Origin of the sequence: Qipengyuania marincola, from assembly GCF_029688625.1 — a bacterium.
In the GTDB taxonomy this organism is placed as follows: Bacteria; Pseudomonadota; Alphaproteobacteria; order Sphingomonadales; family Sphingomonadaceae; genus Qipengyuania.
In genome coordinates this window covers 927,937-953,180 of record NZ_JARULC010000001.1, presented here as the reverse complement: position 1 = coordinate 953,180, position 25,244 = coordinate 927,937, and the positions used below count along the sequence as shown (strand labels likewise).

Here is a 25,244-nt window from a genome sequence, read left to right as displayed (position 1 = left end):
GACCGGATACCCCCCTGCGCCCTAGCGGATGAATCCAGATGGTCAGTCACAGCGAAACGGTCGAGAAACGCCTTGCGCGCAAGCCCCGCGTCTTTGTTACGCGACGCCTGATGCCCTCCGTTGAGGAGCGGATGGGCGAGCTGTTCGACGTCACGCTCAACACCAACGATGCCCCACTATCGCGCGAGGAACTTGTGGCCGCGCTGCAGCAGTGCGATGTGCTGGTGCCGACGGTGACCGATCGTATTGATGCCGACATGCTGGCTCGGGCGGGCGAGGACCTCGGCCTGATCGCGAATTTCGGCGCCGGGACGGAGCACCTCGACCTCGGCGCGGCGCATGACCGCGGCATCATGGTCTCGAACACGCCGGGCGTCTTTACCGACGACACTGCCGATATCGCCATGGCGGGGATCATCGGCGTCCCCCGGCGCGTGCGCGAAGGCGTGCAGCTGATCCGCAGCGGTGAATGGAGCGGCTGGACGCCCACGGCGCTGCTCGGCACCAAGCTCGCCGGCAAGATCCTCGGCATCGTGGGCATGGGTCGTATCGGGCAAGCGGTGGCGCACCGGGCGCATGCTTTCGGCCTCGAGATCGCCTACCACAACCGCAAGCGATTGCCAGAAGCGGTGGAGCGGATGTTTGCCGCAACCTACGTCGCCGATCTCGACGACCTGCTGGCCAGTTCCGATATCGTGACCCTTCACTGCCCCGCTGGCCCGGCGACGCGGCAGATGATCGACGCGCGGCGCATCGGTTTGATGAAAGCCGGCGCAAGTCTCATCAACACGGCGCGCGGCGATCTTGTGGACCAGGAGGCGCTGGTCGCCGCGCTGGAAAAAGGGCACCTGGCAGGCGCCGGGCTCGACGTCTATCCGGACGAGCCCCATGTCGACGAACGGCTGATCCGGCATCCCAACGTGATGACCCTCCCCCACATCGGCAGCGCCACGCGCGAGGGACGTGAAGAGAGCGGGTTCAAGGTCATCGCCAACATCCGCATGTGGGCCGACGGCCATCGGCCACCGGACCAGGTGCTGACGGGGCTCGGCTAGCCGGCTTCGCCCGTACGGACAGCAGAGCACTTGCCTTCGCACGCGCAAAATGTATCGCCTGCGCCATGGATGAATTCGCCACCAGTATCGAAGCGCTCGAACACCTCTGGATGCGTTCGTGGATGCAGCGCGATCGCAATCAGATGAAGGCGCTCGCCGCGCGCGATTTCATCTTTCTGCTGGGATCGAGCAAACCCGTGATTCTCGACCGCGCCAGCTGGCTGGAGGCTGCAACCACGCGTTTCCGGTGCACCGGCTATCGCTTCGACGAAGTCTATGTCCGCCGGCACGGCAATGTCGCCGTGTTCGCCACGCGCCTGGGGCTGGAGGCCTCGGTCGAGGGCCGCGACTGGAACGGGGATAGCTGGGTCGTCGATTTGTGGCAGAAGGGCCGGATGCGCCGCAAATGGAAGCTGATCGAACGCACGCTCTCGCGTCCGGATACCGATAAGCACATGCCCGATGCGATCAGGGCAATGCAGCTGTGGCGCTAAAGCTGTAGCGCCTTTTCGTAGAAGATGTTGAAGTCGGTCTCGACATAGTCGCCGAAGGCTGCGCGACGGGTGAAGCCGTTGCACAGAAAAAGCCGGTTTGCCGCCTCGAAGGCTTCGCCTGTCCCGGTTTCGAGGAACAGTTTCGCATACCCCCTGTTGCGCGCCTCGGCCTCTATCCCGTCGAGCAGCGTCTGTCCGACACCACGCCTCAGGGCTGTAGCTCGCGTCCGCATCGACTTGATCTCGCCACGCGTTTCCGGGAGCGCCATCAGCGCGCCAATGCCGAGCAAGCCGGTATGGTCCCGGACGGCGAAAACCGTAACCTCAGGCTGATCAAGCCCGCTGAGGTCGAGCGCGAAGGAGGTGCCCGGCGGCGAGGCATCATACATTTCGCGCTGGTGCAACGTGACAAGGTCGCGGACGTCGGCATCGGCAAGGCTGGCGATGCCGAACTCCACCGTCAGTCGCCGGTCAGAATCCGCTCGACCAGTTCCTTCACCGTCGGAGTGAAATTGTTCGAATAGAACGGGTCCTGCTTGAAACGATAAGCTGCGTGGCCCGCGAAAGCGAGGTTCTCGTCCGGGTCGCCGCCATGGGCAATGTCCTGCAGGGTCTTCTGGATGCAGAAGCTGCGCGGGTCCGCAAGGCGCCCGGTCGTGTGGTTGTCGTGATCCTTCCAGCTCGAGAACTGGCAGTGCGACAGGCAGCCCATGCAGTTTTGCTGGTCGAGCCGTATCTGCTCGGCACTTTCGGGCGTCACGAAAACCACCGTATCATCGGGTGTTTTCAGCGGTTCGGTAAAGCCCTCGTGCATCCAGCTTTGCGCCTTGCGCTGGTCGCCGGGGTGGACGAAGAAATACTTCGCCTTGCCGTGGTCGAGCAGCGGGATCGTGCCCTCCTCCTCGTCACGCTTGAAGATCGGAATCTGGCGCTCGCTGCGGTGCATCAGATCGTAAAGGAAGGGCGTCTTCACCGCGCTGGAATAGAAGCCGGTGGGTGAGAACTTGTGCAGCAGCACATCGCCTGGCTCGACCGTGCGCAGCATGTCCTTCCACACCTGCGGGATCGGACTTTCATGCGTCAGCAGCGGGCGCGTTCCGAACTGGAAAGCAATCGTGCCGAGCTCGGGATTGTCGATCCAGTCGTTCCACTCGCGCAGGAACCAGACACCCCCGGCCATGACGATCGCCGTGTCCTCGCTGACGCCCTCATTGCGCATGGTTTCGCGCAGCGCCTTCACCCGGGGATAGGGATCCTCGGGCTTGGTCGGGTCCTCGGCATTGGAGAGGCCGTTGTGGCCGCCCGCCAGCCAGGGGTCTTCATAAACCACCGCCGCCAGCAGGTCCGGCACCTTGGAATAGCTGCGCTTCCACAATGCGCGGAAGGCGCGGGCTGAGGAGACGATCGGCAAGTAGTGAACGTTGTAGCGCTGGGCGATCTCGGCCAGCTTGTAGGGCATCCCCGCCCCACACGTGACGCCGTCAATCTTGTCGGCGCAATTGTCGAGCACGCCTTCGAGCACCTGCTGCGCCCCGCCCTGTTCCCACAGAACGTTGATATTGATCGCGCCCTTGCCGTCGGCGATCTCGTAGGCGCGGTTCACCTGTTCGGTCGCCCCGTCGATGGCGTAGCGGACCAGCTGTTCGAAGCGTTCCTTGCGGGTCGCCTGCGGATACACCTGCGGGATCGGGTTGCCGTCCTCGTCATAGCTGTCGGCATTGACCGCGCTGACCGTGCCGATGCCGCCCGCCGCGGCCCAGGCGCCGGAACTCATGTGATTGGTGGCGGACACGCCCTTGCCGCCCTCGATCAGCGGCCAGACTTCCTTGCCGCCATAGACGATGGGTTTGAGACCCTTGAAACTCATTATGCTTTCTCTTTCTTCGTCGTCCGCTCGGTGGGCGGCGCGTCGTGCGCGACGCTGTCGCCGCGGCACGGTTCGATCTCTCCGGGTTCGGGCCTCGTAGCCGCTGCCTTGAACTGTGCATAGTAGCCGAGCAGTTCGGGCGCATCCTTGAAGGCGACCAGTTCGTACCCGACCCGCTCCAGCTCGCACGACAGGAGCAGCGGGTCGATCCCGTGTTGGTCGGTCGGGCGGTCCTTGTCCACCACGATGACCTGCCCGCCCTCGCGCAGCGAAGGCCACAGGCGCCAGAGGAATTCGTAAGGTTGTTCGATCTCGTGATACATGTGGACCATGAAGACACGGTCGAAACTGTTGGGCGGCAACCGCGGATCAGCCGGTTCGCCGCGACGGATCGAGACATTGTCGAGCCGCTGGCGTTCGACACGGCGCGCAAGCCGCGCGAGCGCATCGCCGTCGATATCCTGCGCCAGCACGCGCCCGTTTTCGCCGACACGCTTGGCCAGACGCAGCGTGTAATAGCCATTTCCCGCGCCGATATCCGCCACGGTCATGCCGGGCTCGAGTTCGGCAAGATCCATCACCGTCTGGGCCTCGCCGCGGCTGTCGCGCTGGTCCTCGCTGGCGACGGAATAGGTGCCGATACTGGATACCGGCCGGTCGGGAGTCGGGAAGCTGGCCGGTTCGCTCCCGGCGCTCAGCAAGTCGCCGTCGCAGGCGGACAGGCAGGCTGCGACGAGAGGGAGAAAAGCGAGGCCGCGCCTCACTCCGCGTCCTCCACCTCAACCGTCTCACCGGTAACGCGCTGGGCGAGCGCTGCCGAGATGAAGGGATCCAGCGCGCCGTCGAGCACATCGTCGGGTGTCGGGGATTGTACACCCGTGCGCAGGTCCTTCACCATCTGATAGGGCTGGAGCACATAGCTGCGAATCTGGTGACCCCACCCGATATCGCTCTTTTCCTGATACTCGCCCGATGCAGCCGCCTCGCGCTCTGCCATTTCGCGTTCGAACAGGCGCGCCTTGAGCATGCTCATCGCAGTGGCGCGGTTCTTGTGCTGGCTGCGGTCGTTCTGGCTGGCGACGACGATGCCGGTCGGCTGGTGCGTGATCCGCACTGCGGAGTCGGTCGTGTTCACATGCTGCCCGCCCGCGCCGCTCGCGCGATAGGTGTCGATCTTGAGGTCGGCCGGATTGATCTCGATATCGATATCGTCGTCGATCACCGGGTAGACCCAGACCGAACTGAAGCTGGTGTGGCGCCGCGCCGAACTGTCATAGGGGCTGATGCGCACAAGGCGGTGCACTCCGCTTTCGGTCTTGGCATAGCCATAGGCGTTCTCGCCCTTCAGCAGCAGCGTTGCGCTCTTGATACCTGCCTGGTCGCCTGCCTGATACTCAACCGTCTCGACCTTGAAGCCACGCCGTTCGGCCCAGCGGGCGTACATGCGAAACAGCATCTCGGCCCAGTCCTGGCTCTCCGTCCCGCCCGCGCCGGCGTGAATTTCGAGATAAGTGTCATTGCCATCCGCCTCTCCCGACAGAAGCGCCTGCACCTTGTCGCGGTCGGCGCGGTCGGCAAGGCCCGCCAGCGTGGCGAGACCTTCGGCAATGACCTCGTCATCCCCCTCCGCTTCGCCCATTTCGACGAATTCGACAGCATCCGCCATCTCGCTCTCGATCTCGCGGACGGTGTTTATCGCGGTTTCGAGCCGCTTCTGTTCCTGCGTGATCGCCTGCGCCTGTTTAGGATCATCCCACAGAGTGGGATCCTGGACGCGCGCGTCCAGTTCATCGAGACGCCGCAAGGCGCGCTCCCAGTCGAGCGACTGGCGCACCAGCGACAGCGCCGCTTCGATCCTGTCGATATTGGCCTGCCCTTCGGCACGCATCGGTAATTCCTTCAGAAACTTGTGTGCCGCCCCTAACGCGCGGAGAGCGATTGTAAAGCTGAGCGGCCGTGGCTGCCAGAAGATTTCAGCTAGTAGATACCGCCCTGTTCCTCGACGAAATCGGCCGGCTCGCTCTCGTTGCGGGCGCTCGTGGCCGCCTGGCGCGGGCCCTGCCGGGCGCGGCGGATGAGGTCGAGGATCTCGTTGCGCTTGGCCGCGATCGCATCGCCCCGGGTGGCGCGCGGCGGTTCCGTGTCGGGCTTGAACGCTTCCCAGATGACCGCGGCAGTCGGTTCGTCGGACGGCGTCGCATCGAACACGCGCTTGCCGCTTCGGCGGTCGATCTTGACCATGCGAATCCCGGGCGGTGCGATGAAGTCTTCCGCATCCCAGCGGTCACGCGTAGCCTCGACGAAGCGCTTCATGATGGTTGCCGCCGTATTGCCGCCTTGCACCCACCCGCCAAGATTGCGCGGCTGGTCGAAGCCGACGTACATGCCCGCGACGATATCCGGCGTCCCGCCGACGAACCAGGCGTTGGTCGGGCCGTTGGTGGTGCCGGTCTTGCCGAACATCGGCAAGTCGAGGCTGCGCAGGCGCACCGCCGTGCCGCGGGTAACGACGCCCTTGAGCATGTGCACGACCTGGAACGCGGTGCGCGGATCGAGCACCTGCCGCCCTTCCGGTTCGAAGCGCGGCATGGGCTGACCGTCCCATTGCTCCATGTTGCAACCGGTGCATTCGCGCTTGTCGGACCGGAAGATCACCTTGCCGTCGCGATCCTGGACGTAGTCGATGACCGAACCTTCGGTCTGACGTCCCCAGTTCGCGAGAGCGGAATAAGCATTGACCATGCGCGCCACGGTCGTGTCGCCGGCACCGAGCGCGAAGGAATAATAGGGCTCGTATTCGCCGATGCCGAGGCGCTTGATGGTTTGCACCACATTCGGCATGCCGGTCGTATCGGCGATGTGAATAGTCATCAGGTTGCGGCTCTGTTCGAGACCCCAGCGCATGGTGTGGACGCCGCCCCCGCCACCGCCGAAGTTGCGGAAGCACTTCTCGCCCAGTTGTGCACCCTGCCAGACGCAGAAGGTCTGGTCGGGCACTTCGGTCGCAGGCGTCATGCCGTGGTCGAGGGCGGACGCGTAAACGAAGGGCTTGATCGTCGAGCCCGGCTGCCGCTCGGCCTGGGTTGCGCGATTGAAGGCCCCCAGGCGGCTGTCGAAACCGCCTTGCATCGCCAGGATGCGGCCGGTCTGCGGTGCCTCGGCAAGGAAGGCCCCGGACACTTCGGGTACCCCGCGCAGGCGATAGCCATCGCCCGATTTGGCGGCTGCCACGACATCGCCAACCTTCAACGAGGACGGAGCGCCGACCAGCGGATAATCCTCGCCGTCGGTGAACCCGATCGTCGCAGACGAGCCGGCGGCAGTGATCACACCGATCTGCCAGTCCTCGTAATTGATCGAGAGGTTCGACGAGGCGAGCTGCGAATGCAGGTCGCCATTCTCCGGGTTCAGCGTCGCCACCGGCCCGGTGAAGCCGCGATTGCCGTGATAGCTCAGCAACTGTGCGCGCAGGGCATCGCGTGCCGCTTCCTGCAATTCGGTATCGAGCGAGGTGCGCACCCACAGGCCCCCGGCATAGACGCTGTTCTCGCCATCTTCGGCGGTCTCGCCGAACTGATCGATCAGCTGGCGGCGGACCTCTTCGAGGAAATAGCCTGCATCGGCCGAACGCTCGCTGCGCTGCTGGACCAGCCCCAGGGGTTGGCGCTTGGCGGCCGCCGCATCGGCAGCGCTGACGAAGCCGTTGGCCTGCATCTGGTCGAGCACGAAGTCGCGCCGCACCAGCGCCAGCTCGCGGTAACGTTCGCGGCCATAGCGTTCCGGTGCCTTGGGGAGGATCGCCAGGAAGGCCGTCTCATGCAGGTCCAGGTCGCCGACATCCTTGTCGAAATAGGCCCGCGCGGCGGCCTGCACGCCGAAGCTGCGGCGCCCGAGCGGGATTTCGTTGAGGTACAGCTCCAGGATTTCCTGCTTTGTCAGCACGCTTTCGATGCGCGTGGCGAGGATCATTTCCTTCAGCTTGCGGGTGATCGAATATTCGTCGCCCAGCAGCAGGTTCTTCGCAACCTGCTGCGTGATGGTGGAACCGCCCACCGCACGCTCGCCCGAACCGAATTTGACGAGATAGTCGACCGCCGCATTCAGCGTACCCGTAAGGTCGACGCCATTGTGGCTGAAGAAGGTCTTGTCCTCTGCCGAAAGATAGGCCTCGATCATTTGCTCCGGAAAATCGGCATATTGCAGCTGCACGCGCCTTTCGCGCGCGTAGGAATGCACGATCTCGCCATCCACCCCGCGAACCACGGTCGGCAGCGGCGTTTCATAGTCGAGCAGGGAATTCGCATCGGGAAGATTGCGAGCCAGCGTTGCCCAGGCGAGGACCAGCAGGACAACCAGCACGCCGGCGGCGTAGCTGATCACGCGCAGTTTTCGATTTGTAGCCCAATTGTCCGAGACCCAGGCGATCAGACGCCGGGGATCGTCGGTCAGGCGGTGGCGGACATAGGGGAAGGTCGAGAGGTCGGACATGGTCAGGGCGAGGTCTCTAGCACGCCAATCCTGCACTCTGCCAGAACAAGAATGGCCTTGCGGTGCGATTATTCCTGGCGTGCGAAATAGATCCGGATCGCACGCGCCATCACTTCGGCGAATTGCTCGCGTCCCTCGGGCGAGGCCAGTCGCTGCGCTTCGCCTTCATTGGTCAGGAAGCCGCTCTCGTACAGGACCGAGGGCACATCGGGTGCGCGCAAGACCTTGAGGGCCGACGAACGGATGGCCTGCGGATGAAACTGCAGCACGCCTTCCCCTTCCCGCCGGATCAATCGTGCGAATTCAGCCGATTGTTCCTGCGTGCGCCGCTGCGACAGTTCGACAAGGATCGTGTTGACCACATCGCTCTGGTCGGACAGCGAAACCCCGTTGAGCCTGTCGGAGGCATTTTCCCGCGCGGCATATCGCGCCGCAGCCTCGCTCGACGCCTCGTTGGACAGCGTGTAGATACTCGCCCCCGATATGTCGCTGGCATCCCCGGCGCTGTCGGCATGGATCGAGAGGAACAGGTCGGCTCCCAGGCGCCGTGCAATCTCGAATCTTTCGGCGTGCAACAGATAGCGGTCGTCATCGCGCGTAAGGGCCACGCGCACACCGCCCTGTTCCCGCAATTCCTCCGCTAGCGCCCGGGCGAGTCCGAGCACCAGGGTCTTTTCAACGATGCCCTGACCCGACGCGCCGGGATCGAAGCCGCCATGGCCTGCATCGATCACCACCAGGGGCATTGTGGTATCGCCTGTAACCTGCGGAAGGTCGAGCGTGTCGGCCGTCTCCGGCAATGCGATCCGCATGACATATGCGGGGCGAGCGGCAGCCTCGCTCGCGGAGTAGAGCGACGCGACAGCGCCCGCCACCAGCACGAGCGGTATCGCAGCAAGCAGAATGGTTTGCAGTCGCGGTGACATGAGGCCTTCGTGGTTAGGGCTTTCTTGTCCCGTGGCGCAATATGGTTGCCGATGGAAACCCACGGTGCTAGCACAGCAGTACCGGTTTTCCGGCGCCCGCAATCGGCGCGAATTCACGCGACGATACAGGTTGCCGTATTAGACCATCCAACCGATCCGCGGGCGCTCGCCCGATCGAGGATCGCAATGATTACAGGTTGATGCAGGACATGGTCTCCTTCTCCCCGACATGCGCAGCAAAGGCTTCCGTCCTTTCTGCGTTTGCATCGGGCCGGACACCGCGACATTCGCAAGGCCACGTTCCAGCAGTCACGAATACCCGAACCCGTGCCCCACGGCACGGTGATCGGTCCAGCAACGCCGCGCTCCGCATGGTCGGTCGCGGATTTTCCAACATGATACGCCGCGCGGACGACGGGCCCGCCCCGCCCCGCAGCGGCTGGAGACTATTACATGGCAACGCGCATGCTTATCGATGCGCGCCACCAGGAAGAAACCCGGGTGGCGGTCCTCAAGGGAAACCGCATTGAGGAATTCGATTTCGAATCTGCCGATCACAAGCAGATCAAAGGCAATATCTATCTCGCGAAAGTAACCAGGGTCGAACCGTCGCTGCAGGCGGCCTTCGTCGACTTCGGCGGTAACCGCCACGGCTTCCTCGCTTTCAGCGAAATCCATCCCGACTACTATCAGATCCCCAAGGAAGACCGCGAAGCACTGCTCGCGGCAGAGGCCGAGGCCGCCGAAGAGGAAGCCCGCCTGCGCGCCGAAGAGGAAGAGCGCGGCGAGATGCCCGGCGAGGAATACGACGCCGAGGAAGAGAGCGCCGAAGCGCTTGCCGAAGACCTTGCCGAAGACGGGCTCGAGGAAGTGGACACCTCCGACAAGGACAAGGTCGCCACGATCGAGGAAGGCCAGCTCGACGGTGACGACGAAGACGATGACGCCGATGAGGACGAGGACGACGCCGACAGCGAGGACGACGACAATGGCGGCAAGCGCAATGCGCGCGGTCGCAAGGGTCGCGGTCGTCGGCAGGGCAAGGGCCGCGCACGCGCCAAGGAAGTCGACGAAGCACGCGCCAAGCGAATGGCGCTGCGCCGCCGTTACAAGATTCAGGACGTCATCCAGCGCCGCCAGGTACTGCTGGTTCAGGTCGTAAAGGAAGAGCGTGGCAACAAGGGTGCTGCGCTGACCACCTATCTCAGCCTCGCCGGCCGCTATACGGTTCTGATGCCGAACAGCAGCCATGGCGGTGGCATTTCGCGCAAGATTTCGTCCGCCGCCGACCGCAAGCGACTCAAGCAGGTCGTCAGCGACCTCACGCTGCCGCGCACCATGGGGCTGATCGTTCGCACTGCCGGCCTCAGCCGGACCAAGACCGAGATCAAGCGCGACTTCGATTATCTCGCCCGGCTGTGGGACGAGATACGCGAACGCACCTTGTCCTCCGCCGCGCCGGCGCTGATCCATTCGGACAGTGACCTCATCAAGCGCGCCATCCGCGACATCTACAATCGCGAGATCGAGGAGGTCGTGGTCGAGGGCGAGGCCGGCTATAAATCGGCCAAGGAATTCATGAAGCTGCTGATGCCTAGCCATGCCCGGCGGGTGAAGCAGTATGCGGACCCCGTGCCGCTCTTCCAGCGCTATGGCGCGGAAGACCAGCTCAAGGCGATGTATGATCCGGTGGTGCAGCTGAAAAGCGGCGGCTATCTGGTCATCAACCCGACCGAGGCGCTCGTTTCGATCGACATCAACTCGGGCCGCTCCACCAAGGAGCACAACATCGAGCAGACGGCGCTGCACACCAATCTGGAAGCGGCACGCGAAATTGCGCGCCAGCTGCGCCTGCGGGACATGGCCGGGCTGGTGGTCATCGACTTCATCGACCAGGAGCACCACTCCAATACCCGCAAGGTCGAGAAGGCGATGAAGGAAGCGCTCAAGAGCGATCGTGCGCGCATCCAGGTCGGTCGCATTTCGAGCTTCGGCCTGATGGAGATGAGCCGCCAACGCCTGCGCACCGGCGTGCTCGAGGCGACCACCCGCGATTGCCCGCATTGCGATGGCACGGGTCTCGTGCGCACCGCCTCCAGCGCCGGGCTTTCGGCGCTGCGCCTGATCGAGGACGAAGCCGCCAAGGGCAAGGGTACGATCATCACCCTCGCCGCCAGTACGGAAGCGGCAGTTTATCTGCTCAACGAAAAACGTGCCGATCTCATGGAGATCGAAGAGCGTTACGGCGTGACCGTTGTCGTCCATCCGGAAGGCGAAGACGAAGGCGCGAAGATGAACGTCTCCAGCTCCGGCCCGCGCCCGACCAATGTGCCGAAGTTCGAAACACTGGTCGAGGATGACGAGGACGACGAAGCGGACACCGAAGCCTTCGATGACGATAGCGACGATGAGGAAGAGGATGGCCGCTCAAGGAAGAAGCGTCGCCGTCGGCGGGGTGGCCGCGGTCGCAACAAGCAACGCGACCGCGACGATGCCGAGGGGGACGATAGCGACGGCGACGATGCTTCCGATGATGCCGAGGACTCGTCCGACGACGATGGTTCGGATCGGCCCAAGAAGCGGCGTCGGCGCGGCGGACGCCGTCGTGGTGGCCGCGGCCGTGGTGGCAGGACCGACGATGGTGTCGACAGCGGCGATGCCGAGCAACTCGACGCCGTTTCGGAGCAGGTCATGGAAGACATGGCGGTGGTCGCAGGGCCCGAAGACACGCCGGAAACCGCCGAGGCAGCCTCTGCCGAAGAGGATGCGCCCAAGCCCAAGAAGCGCAGCCGGCGAAAGAAGACCGACGATGCCGAAACCGGCGGCGAGGACGACAGTGGCGAAAAGGCAGCCAAGCCGAAGGCCAAGCGCGCACGCAAGGCCAAGGCAACGGACGAAAAGCCTGAGGACACTGCCGATGCCGCCGAGGCAAAACCGAAACGCAGCCGGACCCGCAAGGCACCGGCCAAGGCGGCCAAGGAAGACGCTGCGGAGCTGGCCGAGCAGGTGAAGGACGACATGGCCGTCGTCGCCGGTCCGGACGAAGCGGGAGAAACGGGAGAGGCGCCGGCTAAGACCAAGCCCGCCCGCAAGACCAGAAGCTCCGGGAAGAAGTCGAAGGCTGAAACCGGCGCGACCGCCACGGAAGAACCCTCGGAAAGCGAGGACAGCGCCGGCACGGTCGAGACGGCAAAGCCACGCAAGGGCTGGTGGCAGCGGACCTTCGGCGAAAGCTGAGCCGCACACCCTCGCAAGAGACGAAAAGCGAACGCCCCGACCGGTCTGCGGATCGGGGCGTTCTGCTATCTCGGAGTGATCAAACGCCTTCCTTGCGCGCCAAGCCCCACTCCATCCAGCCCATTACTTTAGGGGCCTTGGGAAGGTACGCCTGGCCCAGCGGCTCCACGGAAAAACCCGCTCCGCGCAGGGCAGAACCTATCGGTCGGGTGAGGTGGCATCCGCCGGCCAGCGGCTTCCATAAAGGTTCAATCCGCTCCTGCCACCGGGCGATCCCGGGATCGGGCGCACGCCCGTGCTCGAGGAACAGCAGCTGGCCGCCCGGCCGCAGGATGCGGCGCAATTCCGCCAATACCTGTGCCTGGTCGTCCACGGAGCACAGCGTATAGGTACAGACCACGGTATCGAAGCTGCTGTCGGCAAAGGGGATCGCTTCCCCCACGCCCTGGCGCAGATCGACCTCCCATCCCTTGCGTTCAGCCTCGGCACGTGCGCCGGACAGCAGTTTCTCATGCGGATCGATGCCACTGAAACCAGTAACCTTCTCGGGATCGTAGAGCTTCTGGTTGAACCCGCCGCCGCACCCGATCTCGAAGACCTGCCCACGTGCCAGCGGAACCACCATCCGGCGTCGCTCCTCGATTTCCTTCTGACCGCAGGCATAGGTGATGAGCCTCGGCATGATGGCGGCATCGTACCAGCTCTTCAGTCCCACCTGCCGCCCTCCCCACTAAAAGGCCGGCCTTCACGCTAACCGGTTTCCCCCGTGCGGCAAGGAGATTTTCGCTGGCAGAAATCTGTAGCGGGGTGACGCGGGCAAGACTAAGGCGCCGGCTGGAAACAAGACGGACGCCCTCGACCAATGACCAATGCCATTTCGCCGCTCCGCATCCCCCAGGATGCCAAAGACCGCATTCGCATGCTCTTCATGGCCAAGCATGCCCTGTTCGGTGGCGGGATGCATCCCGAAGACGGCAATCATGCCATCTACCACCACGAGGTGCGCACCACGCTCGAGGATCTCGGGCTAAATCTCGAACTGGCCAACACTTACGAGGTTCTCTTCGAAAAGCCCGATGTCGACTTCGTATTCCCCCTCCTCAATCGCGGCGGCTTCGTGAACAGTGAAATGCTCATCCCGATCCTGTGCAACCGGGTCGGCCTGCCCTATCTGGGTGCAATGCCCTTCCTTCGCGGGCTGGGTGACGACAAGTCGGTTTCCAAGCTCGTCTGCGAACACGCAGGCGTGCCGACCGCCCCGTGGTTCTGCTATCGCCGCGGCGCCCCGGTCCTTGAGGAGAACCTGCCGGCAAAGGATGCCGGTCGCTGGGTGATCAAGCCCAACGCCTCGTCGGCCAGCTGGGGCATTACCGACGCTCGCGAGTGGACCGAGGTGGCCAACGCGGTCTGGCACATTCATACCGAGGGCCACGATGCCATCGTCGAGCCCTATCTCGACGGCTACGATGTCCAGTGCGCCTTCATTACCTTGAATGACGAACCCACCGCGCTGCCGATGCTGTGGTACGAGCGCGAGGATACGCAGCGTCTCTGGACCTATTACGAGAAGCGCGATCTCGTCGAAAACAAGGAGAAGGCAGCACTCAAGCGATTCGACGATCCCGATCTTGCGCCGAAGATCGAAGCTATGGCGCGCAAGGTGGCCCGCGAATTCATGCCCTTCGATTACGGGCGCATCGAATTCCGGCTGGATCTGAAGACCGGCGACATCAATTTCATCGAGATCAACCTCAACTGCAATCTCTGGTCGGAAAAGGTCATGGCAAAGGCTGCGGCCCACGCAGGCTTCAGCCACGCGGACCTGCTCGAAACGCTGTTGGCGGAAAGCTGGCGGCGCAATGGGTTGATGGCCTGACCCGCTGTTCCGCAAAGCCGAGTGGCTATGCTGTGTAAATAAGTTGCGTTGTCTTGCCTTGGGACGTCTTGCCTCTTGCAAGACGCCGTCCAATGGTTACGAAAGGGTTAGCTGCTGTCGCCGACGGCAACTTGGATCGTACACCTTTTCTTGGACTGGAGGGCCGCATGCCACGTCGCAACGTGCTTGCTGAAAACGCAGACTATCTCATTTCCCACACCTGCACCGATGCGTGCGACCACGGCGGTGAACTGTCGGAACAGCTGACCGTGGATACGGTGCTGGACTTCAACACCGGTGACATGACTCAGGACTTCAACCTCGATAACTTCGGTGGCTTCGGCTTCACCTATCGGGGCAAGATCGTTGCCGACCTCGACCAGGTTGTCGACCAGATCGATTCGGGCAACTCGCAGTCGATCAGCGGCAATGGCCGCATCACCTACACCTTCCTCGAAGGCAGCAACCTTACCGGACTGTACAACAATCCGAACTACGGTTTCGGCGCGAACAACGGTGCCAACTCTTTCACCGAAGCGCAGAAGGCCAACGCTCGCGGCTCGATCGCGCTGTGGGACGACCTGATCGCCCCCACCTTCGTTGAAAGCAACGGCCGCGGGGCGGACATCCAGTTCGCCAATTCGTGGGATCCGGCGCAGGCATATGCCTATTATCCGGAATACGACTTCACGAATGCGAGGGGCTGGAAGTTCTTCGGTGACGTCTTCATCGCCGATCCGCGCAGCTACTTCAGCGAGGAAGGCGAGCTTCTTCACGAGGGTAATTTCTCGAACGGCGACCTCAGCTTCGGCGGCTATGGCGCAACCACGATGATCCACGAGATCGGTCACGCCGTCGGCCTCAGCCACCCGGGGGCCTACAACGGCGCCGGCGCGACGAACTATGCCGACCAGGCGGAGTACGCTCAGGATTCCGAACAGTACTCGATCATGTCCTATTGGTCGGCTCAGGAAACCGGTGCGCGCATCGTTAACTGGGGCACGTTCTTCTTCAGCAATGCGCAGACCCCGCTGCTGCACGACATCTATGTCATCCAGCAGAAGTACGGCGCCGATCCGACCACGCGGACGGACGACACGACCTACGGCTTCAATTCGACGGCCGATCGCGACGTGTTCGATTTCACGCAGAACGAGCATCCATATCTGGCGATCTACGATGCCGGTGGCATTGACACGATCGACCTGTCGGGCTTCGAAGCCAGCGTGGTCATCGACCTGCGTGACGGGCAGTTCTCATCGGCCGGCCAGGGCAACATCACCACGGCCGACCAGGCAGAAGCGCTGCAGTCGCTCAACGACGCCTACGAGGTTGCCTATGGCGTCCCCGATTTCTTCTCGCCCCAAAGCCAGGCGACGATCGATGCCGTGATGGGTTCATTCATGACCCGCAACGCCAGCGACATTCTGGCCGATACGGGCCATGCCGGCGTTCGTACGACCCAGTACCAGAACATCGCGATCGCCTATGGTACCGAAATCGAAAACGCGGTCGGCACGGCCTATCGCGACGTCATCATCACCAACGAGCAGGACAATATCCTGACCGGTGGCGGCGGCGCTGACGTATTCGTCTTCGCGTCGGACGAGAAGCTGTTCACCGACGGCTTCACCAACGGTGGCACCGACATCATCACCGACTTCGAGGAAGGCGTCGACACGATCGACCTTTCGGGCCTCGGCCTCGGCGGTGATTCCGAGCTGACGGTGGTCGACAACCGCCTCGACATCGATATCGATGGCGACGGTATGATCGACCAGTCGATCATCTTCGAAAATCTCGATACGGTTCCGGTTCCGGACATCGTGTTCGGCTGATCCGAACCGGGGTCCTGCGGGACCAACAAAATTAAGCCGCCCCACGCATCGCGCGCGGGGCGGCTTTTTCGTTGCGAGGGTGATTGGCTTACGCCGGTATCGCCTTGCCCGCGAAATCGAACACCGTACCGCTGTCGGCCGGGTCGAGATTGCCGAGCACCGACAGCAGGTTTGCCGCTGCGTCCTGCGGAGCGGTAAGCTGGCCGTCCGGCAGATTGGACTGGAATGGCTCCGAGAGGCTGGTGTCCACAGTGCCCGGATGGAGGCCGACCACGACAGCCTGCTTGTGCGTGCGACCGAGCTCGATCGCGAAGTTCTTCAGCAGCATGTTCAGCGCCGCCTTGCTGGCACGATAGCTATGCCATCCGCCCAGGCGATTGTCCGAGATCGAGCCGACCCTGGCGGACAGTGCCGCAAACACACATCGCTCCTTGCGGTCGAACAGCGGCAGCATGTGTTTGGCAATGATCGCCGGGCCGATCGTGTTGAGCAGGAAGACACGTTGCATCGCCTGCGCATCGAGCCCGCGATAACTGCGCTCGGGGCCCGTCCCGTCATCGAGCGTGAGCACGCCGCTGGCGACGATGACCAGATCTGGTGGTGCCTTGCGCATGGCCTCCGCCGCATCAGCGATAGTCTGTTCGTCGGCGAGGTCGAAGGCGAACGGTCGCGCGTCCTTTATTCCGGGATCGCCCGAGCGGCAGCCTGCCCATACCTCGACACCGTCCTCGATCAGCGCCTGTGTCAGCGCCCGGCCGATACCGCCGCTGGCCCCGAAGACGGCGGCCCTGTTAACTGGCTTTCCTACTTCCATCGTACCGGACTAGACCGATCGCGCGTGCACATTGTTCCCCGAAAGCCCGCAGGTTTTCGCCATTTTCGCATCATTCTGCTTTTCCGCCCTGAACTGTGTTCCATGCGGTCCATGTCTTCGATCCTGTTGGACGCAGCTTGCGTGAAATGCAGCATACTCGGCCTTGCACCACTCGCCCGAACCGCTAGATGGGTTGCATAAGGCAACAGGACTGACGACGAATGGCGACCTTCACCCTCCCGAAGAACTCCAAGATTACCGGCAAGGGGCACGCCCACAAAGCCGATGGCGGCTCGCGCATTCGCAAGTTCAAGATCTATCGCTACGATCCCGATAGCGGCGAAAATCCGCGCTATGACACATTCGAGCTCGACCTCGACGATTGCGGGCCCATGGTCCTCGACGCGCTGTTCAAGATCAAAAACGAGATCGACCCGACGCTGACCTTTCGCCGCTCCTGCCGGGAAGGCATCTGCGGCTCTTGCTCGATGAACCTCAATGGGAAGAACGGCCTCGCCTGCACCACCGCGATCGAGGACCTGAAGGGCGAAATCCGCATCACTCCGCTGCCGAGCATGGACGTGATCAAGGACCTCGTGCCTGATTTCACGCATTTCTACGCGCAATACGCCAGCATTCGTCCCTGGCTGCAGACCGTCTCCACCACGCCGAGCGGCAAGGAGCGCCTCCAGTCGCCCGAGCAGCGCGAAAAGCTCGACGGCCTCTACGAATGCATCCTGTGTGCCTGCTGCTCAACCGCCTGCCCGAGCTACTGGTGGAACAGCGACAAGTTCCTCGGCCCTGCGATCCTGCTGCAGGCCTATCGCTGGCTGGCGGACAGCCGCGACGAGATGACGGGTGAGCGGCTCGATCAGCTGGAAGACCCCTTCCGCCTCTATCGCTGCCACACGATCATGAACTGCGCGAACGTGTGCCCCAAGGGCCTGAGCCCGGCCAAGGCGATCGCCGAAACCAAGAAGATGATCGCCGAACGCGCCATCTGACGTGCTGCCGGACGAGGTATTCGACCACGGGCCGGACCCGGAAAATCCGGGCTGGCGGCACTGGAATCTCAAGGATCAGACGCTGTTCAACGGCGCGGTGATGGGCAAGCTCATCACCCGGGTCGACGATGACGGAAAGGCGCGGCTGCGCATGTTTCCCGAACGGCGGCACGAGAACCTCCAGGGGATCATCCACGGCGCGGTGACGCTATCGCTGATCGACATCGCGCTGTTCACGACCTTGCACACGATCGGCAGCGGCAATGCCGGGCCATCGGTCACGCTTGAATTGTCGACCCAGTTCGTCGGTGCCGGACAGCCCGACCGTCCGCTCGACGCCATCTGCGAGATCGTGCGCGAGACCGGGAGCATGGTGTTCGTACGCGGCCAGGTCGTGCAGGAAGAGCATCTCGTCGCGTCCTTCTCTGGTATCGTGAAGAAGATGCATCGCCGGCCCCCCGCCCAATGAGCGGCATGCTTGCGCGCTACGAGCGGCTTGTCGCGGCAGGCGAACTGCGTCCCGACCCTGACCAGCGGCGGGCGGCCGAGCGGCTCGATCGTCTGCAGCGGGAAGTGCAGGCGGAGGCGCCCGGCGGCCTTCTCTCGCAGCTCTTCCGGCCCAAGAAAACGCGGCCGCAAGGCGTTTATATGTGGGGCGGCGTCGGTCGCGGCAAATCCATGTTGATGGACCTGTTCGTCGAGACGCTCGAGATCGACCAGAAGCGCCGCGTCCACTTCCACGAATTCATGCTCGAGGTCGACCGCCGCATGCGCGAGCGGCGCGAAACCGATCCGGGCGATCCGACGGGCAAGGTCGCTCGCGATATCGCGCGAGACGTCCGCTGCCTCGCCTTCGACGAGATGGTCGTGACGAACACAGCCGATGCCGCCATCATGAGCCGGCTGTTCACCGCACTGATCTGCGACGAGGGGCTGGCTGTCGTCACCACCAGCAACCGCCCTCCCCGCGATCTCTACAAGGATGGCCTCAATCGGTCTCTGTTCCTGCCATTCATCGATCTCGTCGAAGCGGAATTCGACGTGATGCCACTGAACGGGCCGACCGATTATCGCCTTGACCGCCTGGGCGACCTCGAAACCTGGCACGCGCCCCTTGGCGATGCTGCCACGGCGCAGGTTCGCGAGGCCTTCTTCCGCCTCACCGACTACAAACCCGAAGATGCCGACCACGTCCCGTCGGGCGAGGTGGACCTCGGGGGCGGCAGGACGCTTCACGTGCCGAAGAGCCTCAAGGGCGTGGCGGTCTTCAGTTTCAAGCGGTTATGCGGCGAGAACCGGGGGGCGGCCGACTATCTGGCCATCGCCCACGCCTATCATACCGTCATCGTGGTTGGCATCCCGAGGATGTCTCCGGAGAACCAGAACGAGGCAATCCGCTTCACCAAGCTGATCGACGCGCTGTACGAGAACAACGTAAAGCTGTTCGCGACCGCGGCGGCCGAGCCCGAGAATCTCTACACCGCGGGCGAAGGATCTTTCGAATTCGAACGCACTGTCAGCCGGCTCATGGAAATGCAGAGCAGCGACTACATGGCAAGCGGCCACGGCGTCGCCGCATAGGATGAACTAGCTCGTCGGGCTCAAGCGATCGAGCGAGCGTTCGAGCATCAGCAATTGCCAGAGCGTGCGGCTGTGGTCAGCCTGTCCGGCGATATGCTCTTCGGCAAGGCGTGCCAGCGGCCTGCGCGCGAACCATCCGGTCCCGACCAGTTTCTCGCTTGCGACAACCTCGCGCGCAACTTGCGCCAGTGGCCCGCGAAACCACTGCGCAATCGGCGTCACGAAGCCCTGCTTGGGGCGGTACAGGATGTCGTCGGGAAGATAGCGCTGCATCGCATGTTTCATGAGCCATTTGCCGGTCGTGCCGCGCAGACGCTCCCTGTGCGGCAGATTCGCAGCGAATTCGATGAGCCGATGGTCGAGCAGGGGCTCGCGAGCTTCGAGTGACACCGCCATACTGGCACGGTCGGTCTTGGTCAGGATATCGCCGGGTAACCAGAACTTGAGGTCGGCATATTGCGCGCGATCCAGACCGCTGCGCGCGGGCGCGTTGCGCATCAAATCCTCGAAAGGATGCTCGGCGCGATAGTCGCCCCGTTCGGCCAGCAGCGTATTGCCGTAGAGTGCATCGCGCTGCTCCGGTGCAAGGATCGACAGCGCGCGCGCATATCCGGCCTCGCCCTCCTCCGCGAGCGCCAGCAATGTCGCCTTGGCGCGCAGGGGCCGCGGGGCCCAATCCGCCTTCGGCCAAACCCGGCCAAGCGCGCCGAAGAGGGGTTGGCGCAGAAGTTTCGGGACGACCGCCCTCGCCTGCTCCTCACGAGCATGGAACATCTGGCGGCGATAGCCGGCCAGAGCCTCGTCCGCCCCGTCGCCCGACAATGCGACGGTTACGTGCTCGCGTGCCAAAGCACAGACACGCAGCGTCGGCAGCGCGCTGGCATCGGCGAAAGGCTCGTCGAAAATCGCCGCTATATCGTCGGCCTCGTCGAATTGGTCGGCGGAGACGACGCGCTCGTGATGATCGGTTCCGAACAGCTCTGCGACTTTACGCGCATGACTCGTCTCGTCGACGTCCTTGACATCGAATCCGATCGAACAGCTTGTGACCGGACGCGCACTTGCCTCACTCATCAGCGCGACGACCGAGGAGCTGTCGACCCCGCCGGAAAGGAAGGCGCCGAGCGGCACATCAGCCACCATTCGGCTGGTGACGCCCTCACGCATCAGATGCAGGAGTTCGACAGCGTGATCCTCATGCGTGCCGCGAAGACGTTCGGCAAAACTCACATCCCACCACTGGACCGGCGGACGAGGGGGCCGTCCATGGTCGAGCAACTGGAAATGACCCGCGGGCAGCTTGCCGACATTCTTCAGGATCGAGCGGTGATCGGGGACATATCCCCATGTCATGAAATCCTCGATCGCCAAGGGATCGATGCGGCGCTTCAGCAGCGGATTGGCAAGCAGGCCTTTCAATTCGCTCGCAAAGGCGAGCGCTCCGCCTTCGATTTCGGCGGTGTAGAGCGGCTTCACCCCAAGGCGGTCGCGGGCGAGGAACAGCTGGCGCTTGTCGAGGTCGTAGAGCGCAAAGGCGAACATTCCGTCCAGTCGCTCGAGGCAGGCAGGGCCCCATTTCTGCCAAGCGGCCAGGATTGTCTCAGTATCTCCGTTGGTGCGAAATTTGCTCCCGGCAAGCTCGAGTTCGCGGCGCAATTCGCGATAATTGTATATCTCGCCGTTGAAGACGATTACCGCCCGGCCGTCGGCAGAATGCATGGGCTGGGGCGAGCCGGCAAGATCAATGATCGACAGGCGGCGATGGCCGAGACCCACACCGGGGGCAGTCCAGACACCCGACCCATCAGGCCCCCGATGGGCCAGGGCGTCGGTCATCCGTTCGACCCGTTTCGGATCGACGGGCTTGACCGTCTCGTAATGGAAGATTCCCGCGATCCCGCACATTGCCCAGTGCCCTAGCCGAGCCGGGCGAGCGCGACAAAGGTCATTGCAAGACCGATACCGCAAGCCGTGATCGCGAAAGCCGAGCCATGAAAACGCTCCAGGCTATCGACCAGCGGCAAGCTGGAAATCTCGTCAGAGGTCCATCCGGAGTCCTCCGGATCACGCTCGAACCAGGGCCAGGCAAAGCCAAGAACCAGCGCGATGACGATGCCGAAGAAAACCCACCCATAAACGATATGATCGAAGCTGCCCGCCGCTTCGGCACCGACATATTGCGCGATGAAGATGGTCGCCCAGGCGCGAATACCGTTGGCGAGGATCGGAACGGCGATGCAGGCCAGCATGAACCACGCCCGCCGCGACCAGCTCTCGAAGCAAGTGAAGATGACGAGGACGCCCAATGTCACCATGGCGATCAGAAATTTCACCCCCGAACACGCCTCGGCGACGATGAAAAGCCCCGCTGGCGTATCGATATAGATCCCATCGGCGATCATCGCGATTCCGCTGAGGTCGGTAAGCCATGTTGCGAGGTTTGCGGTTACGGCCTGCAATTGCGGGATGATCTCGTCGCCGAAGGGCACCAGGAAACTGGAGTAAGCGATCGGCAGAGCGAGAAAGAGGCTGATGCGCAAGCCCAGAAGCGCGACCGTTGCGCCCTGCACCGCCATCAGCGTCCCTGTCTGCGCAAAGAGGTTCACCTCCAATGCGCGCCCGACCGTCCACAGAGCGAGGCCGAGCAACGCCCAGATCAGGCCTGGCCACCAGCCAGTGGGCGCAATCCGCACAAGGGCATCACGCTTCAGCCAAACCAGCCAGGCGATGATCGGTGGGATCAGAAGGATGTGGCTATAGGTGTCGATGTTCCACCATTGATGGAACATCTGCGCCCATTGGTCGAAGGTCGCGGCGAACAGCAGCGACCAGATGACGGCGAGCTGCGCGATCGCTGCCCTCCACGATCGTGTCGCGGCTCCGGCCATGGCAAAATCAGGCTGCATCGCGCCCGGCCGCGCCCGGAGAGACAAGTGCGGCCAACTGGCGATAGACGCTTTCCCAACTCAGATTCCCGACAACATAGCGACGAGCCTCCGCGCCCATCGCCGCCGCCCTTGCGGGTTGGCCGAACAACTCATCGATCGCCTCGATCCAGATTGCCGGGTTGGCCTCGCGCACCAGGAAATGCTGGGCATTCTGAGCATCGATGCCGGTTGCCGCACCGGGAGTAAGCAGGACCGGCCGGGCCATGGCCATCGCCTCGAGCACCTTGTTCTGCACTCCGCGAGCAAGGAGCAGCGGCGCGACCACGATGTCCGCGGCCCGCAGGAATGGCCGGACATCGGGAACTTCGCCCCATACCCTGGTCCCGACCTCGCCATGCCGTGCCGTAAGTCTGGCGGGGGCCGCACGTCCGACGACGTGGAAGCGGGCGCGCGGATGGTGCTGGCGGAGCCGCGGCATGACCTCATCGATCATCCACTCGACCGCAGCGATATTGGGCGGGTAATCCATCTGCCCGGTGAAAACGAGCTGCGGGTCCTCCGCCTCGGCCAAGTGCTCGGACGGGGTTATCCCGTCAGGGGCGAAAAACGCGGCATCGATCCCGTTGCCAAGGGATCGCACGTCGATACCGGCAGTATCGCCGATCTGCTGGCGAAACAGTCCGACTTCCGCATCGCTGATCAGGAAGGTCATGTCGGCGCGATGGGCCAGCCTTTGCTCTTCCCGCGCCAGCAGGCGAGCCTCCCTTCGATTGAGCCAGCGCCGCTGGCCGCTATCCGCATAGGCAGCGAACTTGGCGCTATCGACGTCGCACAGATCGACAATGATCCGCCCGCCGAAATCCGACGGAATATACTGACCCATCTGGCCGGAGAACACGAAGATCGTATCGATACGGTGATTTCTTACCGTCTTCGCGACATAGGACCGCATCGCCGCGTGATCGAATGCCGCCAGGCTCACGGGACGGTTCGTCACCACAGCCTGGAGTCCGGCGAGCGGCAACGGTTTCTGACGGTCGATCAATGCGTGCGTTTTCGCGAGTGCCGCCAGCTCTCCCTTCCGCATGCGATCGGCGGGTGTTTCCGCAAATGTCCCCACGTGAACCGGGGCAATCCTCGCCAACCCCTTCAGCAGGTGGTGCGAGCGTATCTTGTCGCCGCGATCGGGCGGAAACGGAACACGATGTCCGAGGAACAGGATGTCGCCCATCTTCGGCTCGATCAGCCCAGTCCGCGCGCGATATGCGGCCCGAACGCATTGGCGAGGGATAACGGCATGCGCTTCCATAGCTCGATCTTCGTCGAATAGCTCGCATCGTTCGGGTCGATATTGCGTTCCGCGCTGCCGGGCGCCGACCAGCTGCGATAGGTCAGCGGTTCTGGTTCGAAGCCCCAGTTCTTCTTGAAAGCAAACGGCCCGCTTCCCGTCTTGGAGCGGCCGAAGTCGAACCGGGAGCACCCCTTGCGACGGGCATGCAACATGAGTTCGTAGTACATGCGTTCATTGGCGCGCAGGCCTCGCGCGGCGAAGGTCCCGCCTCCCCAGAATGGCATGACCGTCCCTGCATGATAGAGCGAAAGAACGCTCGCCACCGGGCCGGTTTCGGCATGCACGGTCAGAATGTCTGCATCCGGGCCGAAGCCGTCCAGCACGGCGTCGAACAGGCTACGCGGAAAAACCGGCGTTCCGAGGTTGTGCACGCTCCGCGAAAAGACGGCATAGTGCGCCGCGCGATCCGCCTCGTCCCGGCCGACCGAAACCGTAAGCGGATTGGCCATTCCCTTGCGGACTTCCGCCCGGGCCTTGCGCGGAATAGCCAGCAGTTGCGCTTCGTCATCCGCGGCAAGTTCGCGCGAGAAATTGGCATGCTTGCCCTCGATGGACTTCCATTCCCCGGGCGCTGTCGCATCGCGCAGCTCGATCGTTGCGACGTTATGTCTCTCGGCAAGCTCGATCGCTGCCGCACCGAGCACCTCGATATCCGCCTCGCGCGAGACCAGCATTCCGCCACCGACACCGAAGCCGCTCGACACGAATGCCCGGCCGAACAGCGGCGAATGAACCAGCGTCAGCGGCAGCCATGCGTCAAGCGCGCCTCCGCGTTCGACAACGAGGCCGAAAGGCGTGTTTCGCGTACCCTCCGCAGTGGTTTCGACCCACAGTGGCCGCTGAAAGACGCTGCCCTCGCGATCCGCCACGAAACTCTCGACCCGCGCGATCTCGGTGCGATCGTTGAAGTCGACGGATCGAACGGCAGCCGCGAGCCGGACCGGAGCGTTCACGCTGCCCACTCGAGACTACGCCCGGCCTCGACCTTGGCGAGCTCGTCCATCCGGCCCCAGGAAAACTCCTTCAGCAGCCCGGAGAGCTTGTCCTCCATCCGCGCGAGATTGGTATAGTGCCGCAGGCGCGATCGCATCGGCGCGGTCGCAACACGCGGCTGGTCCGGATCGACTTCCCACGGGTGGAAGTAGAACACCGCTGGCCGTGCATCCCGCCGGTTCACCTGCCGGATCGCCCAGCGGCTGAAGCCATAGGGCAGGACGCGGAAGAAACCGCCGCCACCTGCGGCAAGGCGGCGGCCGCGAAACATCGCCGTAGTCACCGGTATTTCTACCAGATCGCTGCCTGCCACCGGGTTGAAGGCGAAGCGCGGCGCCTCGCGCCATCCGTAATGATCATGCACGACAGGCGCGACGCTGGAAGAATAGGCATACCCGTGGTCGGCAAGCACTTCATGCGCCCACGGATTGCGCGCATCGATGGAAAAGCTCGGCGCGCGATAGCCGGTTATGCGTGCACCGGACGCGTCTTCAAGGATCGCCCGGGCTCTGGCGATGTCGTCGGCGAATTGCTCCGGCGTGAAGGTGAAGACCCGCGTGTGGTCGTAGCCATGGCTTGCCAATTCGTGGCCCCGCTCCACGATGGAGCGCATGGCGGAGCGGTTGCGCTCGGCCACCCAACCCAGGGTGAAGAAGGTCGCCTTGACGCCGGCTTCATCGAAGAGGTCCAGGATCCGTGCGACATTGTCGCCGACCCGCAATTGCAGGGAATCCCAGTCCTCGCGATGGATGGTATTCTCGAAAGCACCGACCTGGAACCAGTCTTCCACGTCGACTGACAGGCCGTTGACGATGCCGGATTCTGTCATCGG

General features: G+C 63.3%; 21 protein-coding genes. 8 read left to right on the top strand and 13 right to left on the bottom strand.

What is annotated here, in order from left to right:
• The first annotated feature begins 38 nt into the window (after positions 1-38).
• The gene (locus P8Q88_RS04720) at positions 39-1,055 is read left to right on the top strand and encodes a 2-hydroxyacid dehydrogenase (RefSeq protein ID WP_278322663.1); all 1,017 of its coding nucleotides are present in this window, start codon (positions 39-41) and stop codon (positions 1,053-1,055) included.
• Positions 1,056-1,120: 65 nt separating this feature from the next.
• The gene (locus P8Q88_RS04715) at positions 1,121-1,549 is read left to right on the top strand and encodes a nuclear transport factor 2 family protein (protein ID WP_278322662.1); all 429 of its coding nucleotides are present in this window, start codon (positions 1,121-1,123) and stop codon (positions 1,547-1,549) included.
• Here P8Q88_RS04715 and P8Q88_RS04710 read toward each other — a convergent pair.
• From P8Q88_RS04710 to P8Q88_RS04685, 6 genes are all read right to left on the bottom strand, one after another.
• A complete protein-coding gene (locus P8Q88_RS04710) occupies positions 1,546-2,007 on the bottom strand; it encodes a GNAT family N-acetyltransferase (RefSeq protein WP_278322661.1) in 462 nt (153 codons plus the stop codon). The genes P8Q88_RS04715 and P8Q88_RS04710 overlap by 4 nt on opposite strands.
• Positions 2,008-2,009: 2 nt before the next feature.
• Positions 2,010-3,416, bottom strand: coding sequence for an NAD(P)H-dependent flavin oxidoreductase (locus tag P8Q88_RS04705; RefSeq protein WP_278322660.1), 1,407 nt, complete (start codon positions 3,414-3,416; stop codon positions 2,010-2,012).
• Entirely contained in the window at positions 3,416-4,180 is a 765-nt protein-coding gene (locus tag P8Q88_RS04700) for a class I SAM-dependent methyltransferase (RefSeq protein ID WP_446532529.1), read from the bottom strand. Before P8Q88_RS04700 ends, P8Q88_RS04705 begins: the two co-directional genes overlap by 1 nt.
• The gene (prfB, locus tag P8Q88_RS04695; protein ID WP_278322659.1) at positions 4,177-5,304 is read right to left on the bottom strand and encodes a peptide chain release factor 2; all 1,128 of its coding nucleotides are present in this window, start codon (positions 5,302-5,304) and stop codon (positions 4,177-4,179) included. The genes P8Q88_RS04700 and prfB overlap by 4 nt, the downstream gene beginning before the upstream one ends.
• Positions 5,305-5,393: 89 nt before the next feature.
• The gene (locus P8Q88_RS04690; RefSeq protein ID WP_278322658.1) at positions 5,394-7,904 is read right to left on the bottom strand and encodes a penicillin-binding protein 1A; all 2,511 of its coding nucleotides are present in this window, start codon (positions 7,902-7,904) and stop codon (positions 5,394-5,396) included.
• 68 nt (positions 7,905-7,972) lie between these two features.
• On the bottom strand, positions 7,973-8,830 hold the full coding sequence (locus P8Q88_RS04685) for an N-acetylmuramoyl-L-alanine amidase family protein (protein ID WP_278322657.1): 858 nt from the start codon (positions 8,828-8,830) through the stop codon (positions 7,973-7,975).
• A 453-nt stretch (positions 8,831-9,283) separates the two neighbouring features.
• Here P8Q88_RS04685 and P8Q88_RS04680 point away from each other — a divergent pair, with 453 nt between their 5' ends.
• Entirely contained in the window at positions 9,284-12,067 is a 2,784-nt protein-coding gene (locus P8Q88_RS04680; protein ID WP_278322656.1) for an Rne/Rng family ribonuclease, read from the top strand.
• Positions 12,068-12,146: 79 nt separating this feature from the next.
• Here the strand turns inward: P8Q88_RS04680 and P8Q88_RS04675 are convergent, their stop codons facing one another.
• Complete coding sequence (locus P8Q88_RS04675; protein WP_278322655.1) at positions 12,147-12,782, bottom strand: class I SAM-dependent methyltransferase; 636 nt, start codon at positions 12,780-12,782, stop codon at positions 12,147-12,149.
• A 147-nt stretch (positions 12,783-12,929) separates the two neighbouring features.
• On the opposite strand from P8Q88_RS04675, the gene P8Q88_RS04670 reads away from it, so the two are divergent.
• Positions 12,930-13,943, top strand: coding sequence for a D-alanine--D-alanine ligase family protein (locus P8Q88_RS04670; RefSeq protein WP_278322654.1), 1,014 nt, complete (start codon positions 12,930-12,932; stop codon positions 13,941-13,943).
• Positions 13,944-14,110: 167 nt separating this feature from the next.
• Positions 14,111-15,781, top strand: a complete 1,671-nt coding sequence (locus P8Q88_RS04665) for a M10 family metallopeptidase C-terminal domain-containing protein (protein WP_278322653.1) — start codon at positions 14,111-14,113, stop codon at positions 15,779-15,781.
• Positions 15,782-15,869: 88 nt separating this feature from the next.
• Here the strand turns inward: P8Q88_RS04665 and P8Q88_RS04660 are convergent, their stop codons facing one another.
• A complete protein-coding gene (locus P8Q88_RS04660) occupies positions 15,870-16,595 on the bottom strand; it encodes an SDR family NAD(P)-dependent oxidoreductase (RefSeq protein ID WP_278322652.1) in 726 nt (241 codons plus the stop codon).
• A gap of 221 nt (positions 16,596-16,816) precedes the next feature.
• Between P8Q88_RS04660 and P8Q88_RS04655 the strand changes: the two genes are divergently transcribed.
• The 3 genes from P8Q88_RS04655 to zapE are packed head-to-tail and all read left to right on the top strand — an operon-like array spanning position 16,817 to position 19,180.
• A complete protein-coding gene (locus P8Q88_RS04655) occupies positions 16,817-17,599 on the top strand; it encodes a succinate dehydrogenase iron-sulfur subunit (protein ID WP_278322651.1) in 783 nt (260 codons plus the stop codon).
• Between the two features lie 4 nt (positions 17,600-17,603).
• Complete coding sequence (locus P8Q88_RS04650; protein WP_446532536.1) at positions 17,604-18,068, top strand: PaaI family thioesterase; 465 nt, start codon at positions 17,604-17,606, stop codon at positions 18,066-18,068.
• Positions 18,065-19,180, top strand: coding sequence for a cell division protein ZapE (gene zapE, locus P8Q88_RS04645; RefSeq protein WP_278322649.1), 1,116 nt, complete (start codon positions 18,065-18,067; stop codon positions 19,178-19,180). The genes P8Q88_RS04650 and zapE overlap by 4 nt, the downstream gene beginning before the upstream one ends.
• A gap of 6 nt (positions 19,181-19,186) precedes the next feature.
• Here zapE and P8Q88_RS04640 read toward each other — a convergent pair whose 3' ends face one another.
• The 5 genes from P8Q88_RS04640 to P8Q88_RS04620 are packed head-to-tail and all read right to left on the bottom strand — an operon-like array spanning position 19,187 to position 25,241.
• Positions 19,187-21,085, bottom strand: a complete 1,899-nt coding sequence (locus tag P8Q88_RS04640; RefSeq protein WP_278322648.1) for an XrtA/PEP-CTERM system amidotransferase — start codon at positions 21,083-21,085, stop codon at positions 19,187-19,189.
• An 11-nt stretch (positions 21,086-21,096) separates the two neighbouring features.
• Positions 21,097-22,086 (bottom strand): exosortase A, encoded by a 990-nt coding sequence (gene xrtA / locus P8Q88_RS04635; RefSeq protein WP_278322647.1) that lies wholly within the window; start codon positions 22,084-22,086, stop codon positions 21,097-21,099.
• Positions 22,076-23,299: a TIGR03087 family PEP-CTERM/XrtA system glycosyltransferase gene (locus P8Q88_RS04630; protein ID WP_278322646.1), complete on the bottom strand. Its 1,224-nt coding sequence runs from the start codon at positions 23,297-23,299 to the stop codon at positions 22,076-22,078. Before P8Q88_RS04630 ends, xrtA begins: the two co-directional genes overlap by 11 nt.
• 11 nt (positions 23,300-23,310) lie before the next feature.
• Entirely contained in the window at positions 23,311-24,372 is a 1,062-nt protein-coding gene (locus P8Q88_RS04625; RefSeq protein ID WP_278322645.1) for a FemAB family XrtA/PEP-CTERM system-associated protein, read from the bottom strand.
• A complete protein-coding gene (locus tag P8Q88_RS04620) occupies positions 24,369-25,241 on the bottom strand; it encodes an XrtA system polysaccharide deacetylase (protein WP_278322644.1) in 873 nt (290 codons plus the stop codon). Before P8Q88_RS04620 ends, P8Q88_RS04625 begins: the two co-directional genes overlap by 4 nt.
• Positions 25,242-25,244: the final 3 nt, after the last annotated feature.

Excerpts from the sequence above, each read along its gene's own strand:
- P8Q88_RS04720 (WP_278322663.1), top strand. The coding sequence starts at position 39 with ATGGTCAGTCACAGCGAAACGGTCGAGAAACGCCTTGCGCGCAAGCCC.
- P8Q88_RS04715 (WP_278322662.1), top strand. The coding sequence starts at position 1,121 with ATGGATGAATTCGCCACCAGTATCGAAGCGCTCGAACACCTCTGGATG.
- P8Q88_RS04705 (WP_278322660.1), bottom strand. The coding sequence starts at position 3,416 with ATGAGTTTCAAGGGTCTCAAACCCATCGTCTATGGCGGCAAGGAAGTC.
- prfB (WP_278322659.1), bottom strand. The coding sequence starts at position 5,304 with ATGCGTGCCGAAGGGCAGGCCAATATCGACAGGATCGAAGCGGCGCTG.
- P8Q88_RS04690 (WP_278322658.1), bottom strand. The coding sequence starts at position 7,904 with ATGTCCGACCTCTCGACCTTCCCCTATGTCCGCCACCGCCTGACCGAC.
- P8Q88_RS04685 (WP_278322657.1), bottom strand. The coding sequence starts at position 8,830 with ATGTCACCGCGACTGCAAACCATTCTGCTTGCTGCGATACCGCTCGTG.
- P8Q88_RS04680 (WP_278322656.1), top strand. The coding sequence starts at position 9,284 with ATGGCAACGCGCATGCTTATCGATGCGCGCCACCAGGAAGAAACCCGG.
- P8Q88_RS04670 (WP_278322654.1), top strand. The coding sequence starts at position 12,930 with ATGACCAATGCCATTTCGCCGCTCCGCATCCCCCAGGATGCCAAAGAC.
- P8Q88_RS04665 (WP_278322653.1), top strand. The coding sequence starts at position 14,111 with ATGCCACGTCGCAACGTGCTTGCTGAAAACGCAGACTATCTCATTTCC.
- P8Q88_RS04660 (WP_278322652.1), bottom strand. The coding sequence starts at position 16,595 with ATGGAAGTAGGAAAGCCAGTTAACAGGGCCGCCGTCTTCGGGGCCAGC.
- P8Q88_RS04655 (WP_278322651.1), top strand. The coding sequence starts at position 16,817 with ATGGCGACCTTCACCCTCCCGAAGAACTCCAAGATTACCGGCAAGGGG.
- zapE (WP_278322649.1), top strand. The coding sequence starts at position 18,065 with ATGAGCGGCATGCTTGCGCGCTACGAGCGGCTTGTCGCGGCAGGCGAA.
- P8Q88_RS04640 (WP_278322648.1), bottom strand. The coding sequence starts at position 21,085 with ATGTGCGGGATCGCGGGAATCTTCCATTACGAGACGGTCAAGCCCGTC.
- xrtA (WP_278322647.1), bottom strand. The coding sequence starts at position 22,086 with ATGCAGCCTGATTTTGCCATGGCCGGAGCCGCGACACGATCGTGGAGG.
- P8Q88_RS04630 (WP_278322646.1), bottom strand. The coding sequence starts at position 23,299 with ATGGGCGACATCCTGTTCCTCGGACATCGTGTTCCGTTTCCGCCCGAT.
- P8Q88_RS04620 (WP_278322644.1), bottom strand. The coding sequence starts at position 25,241 with ATGACAGAATCCGGCATCGTCAACGGCCTGTCAGTCGACGTGGAAGAC.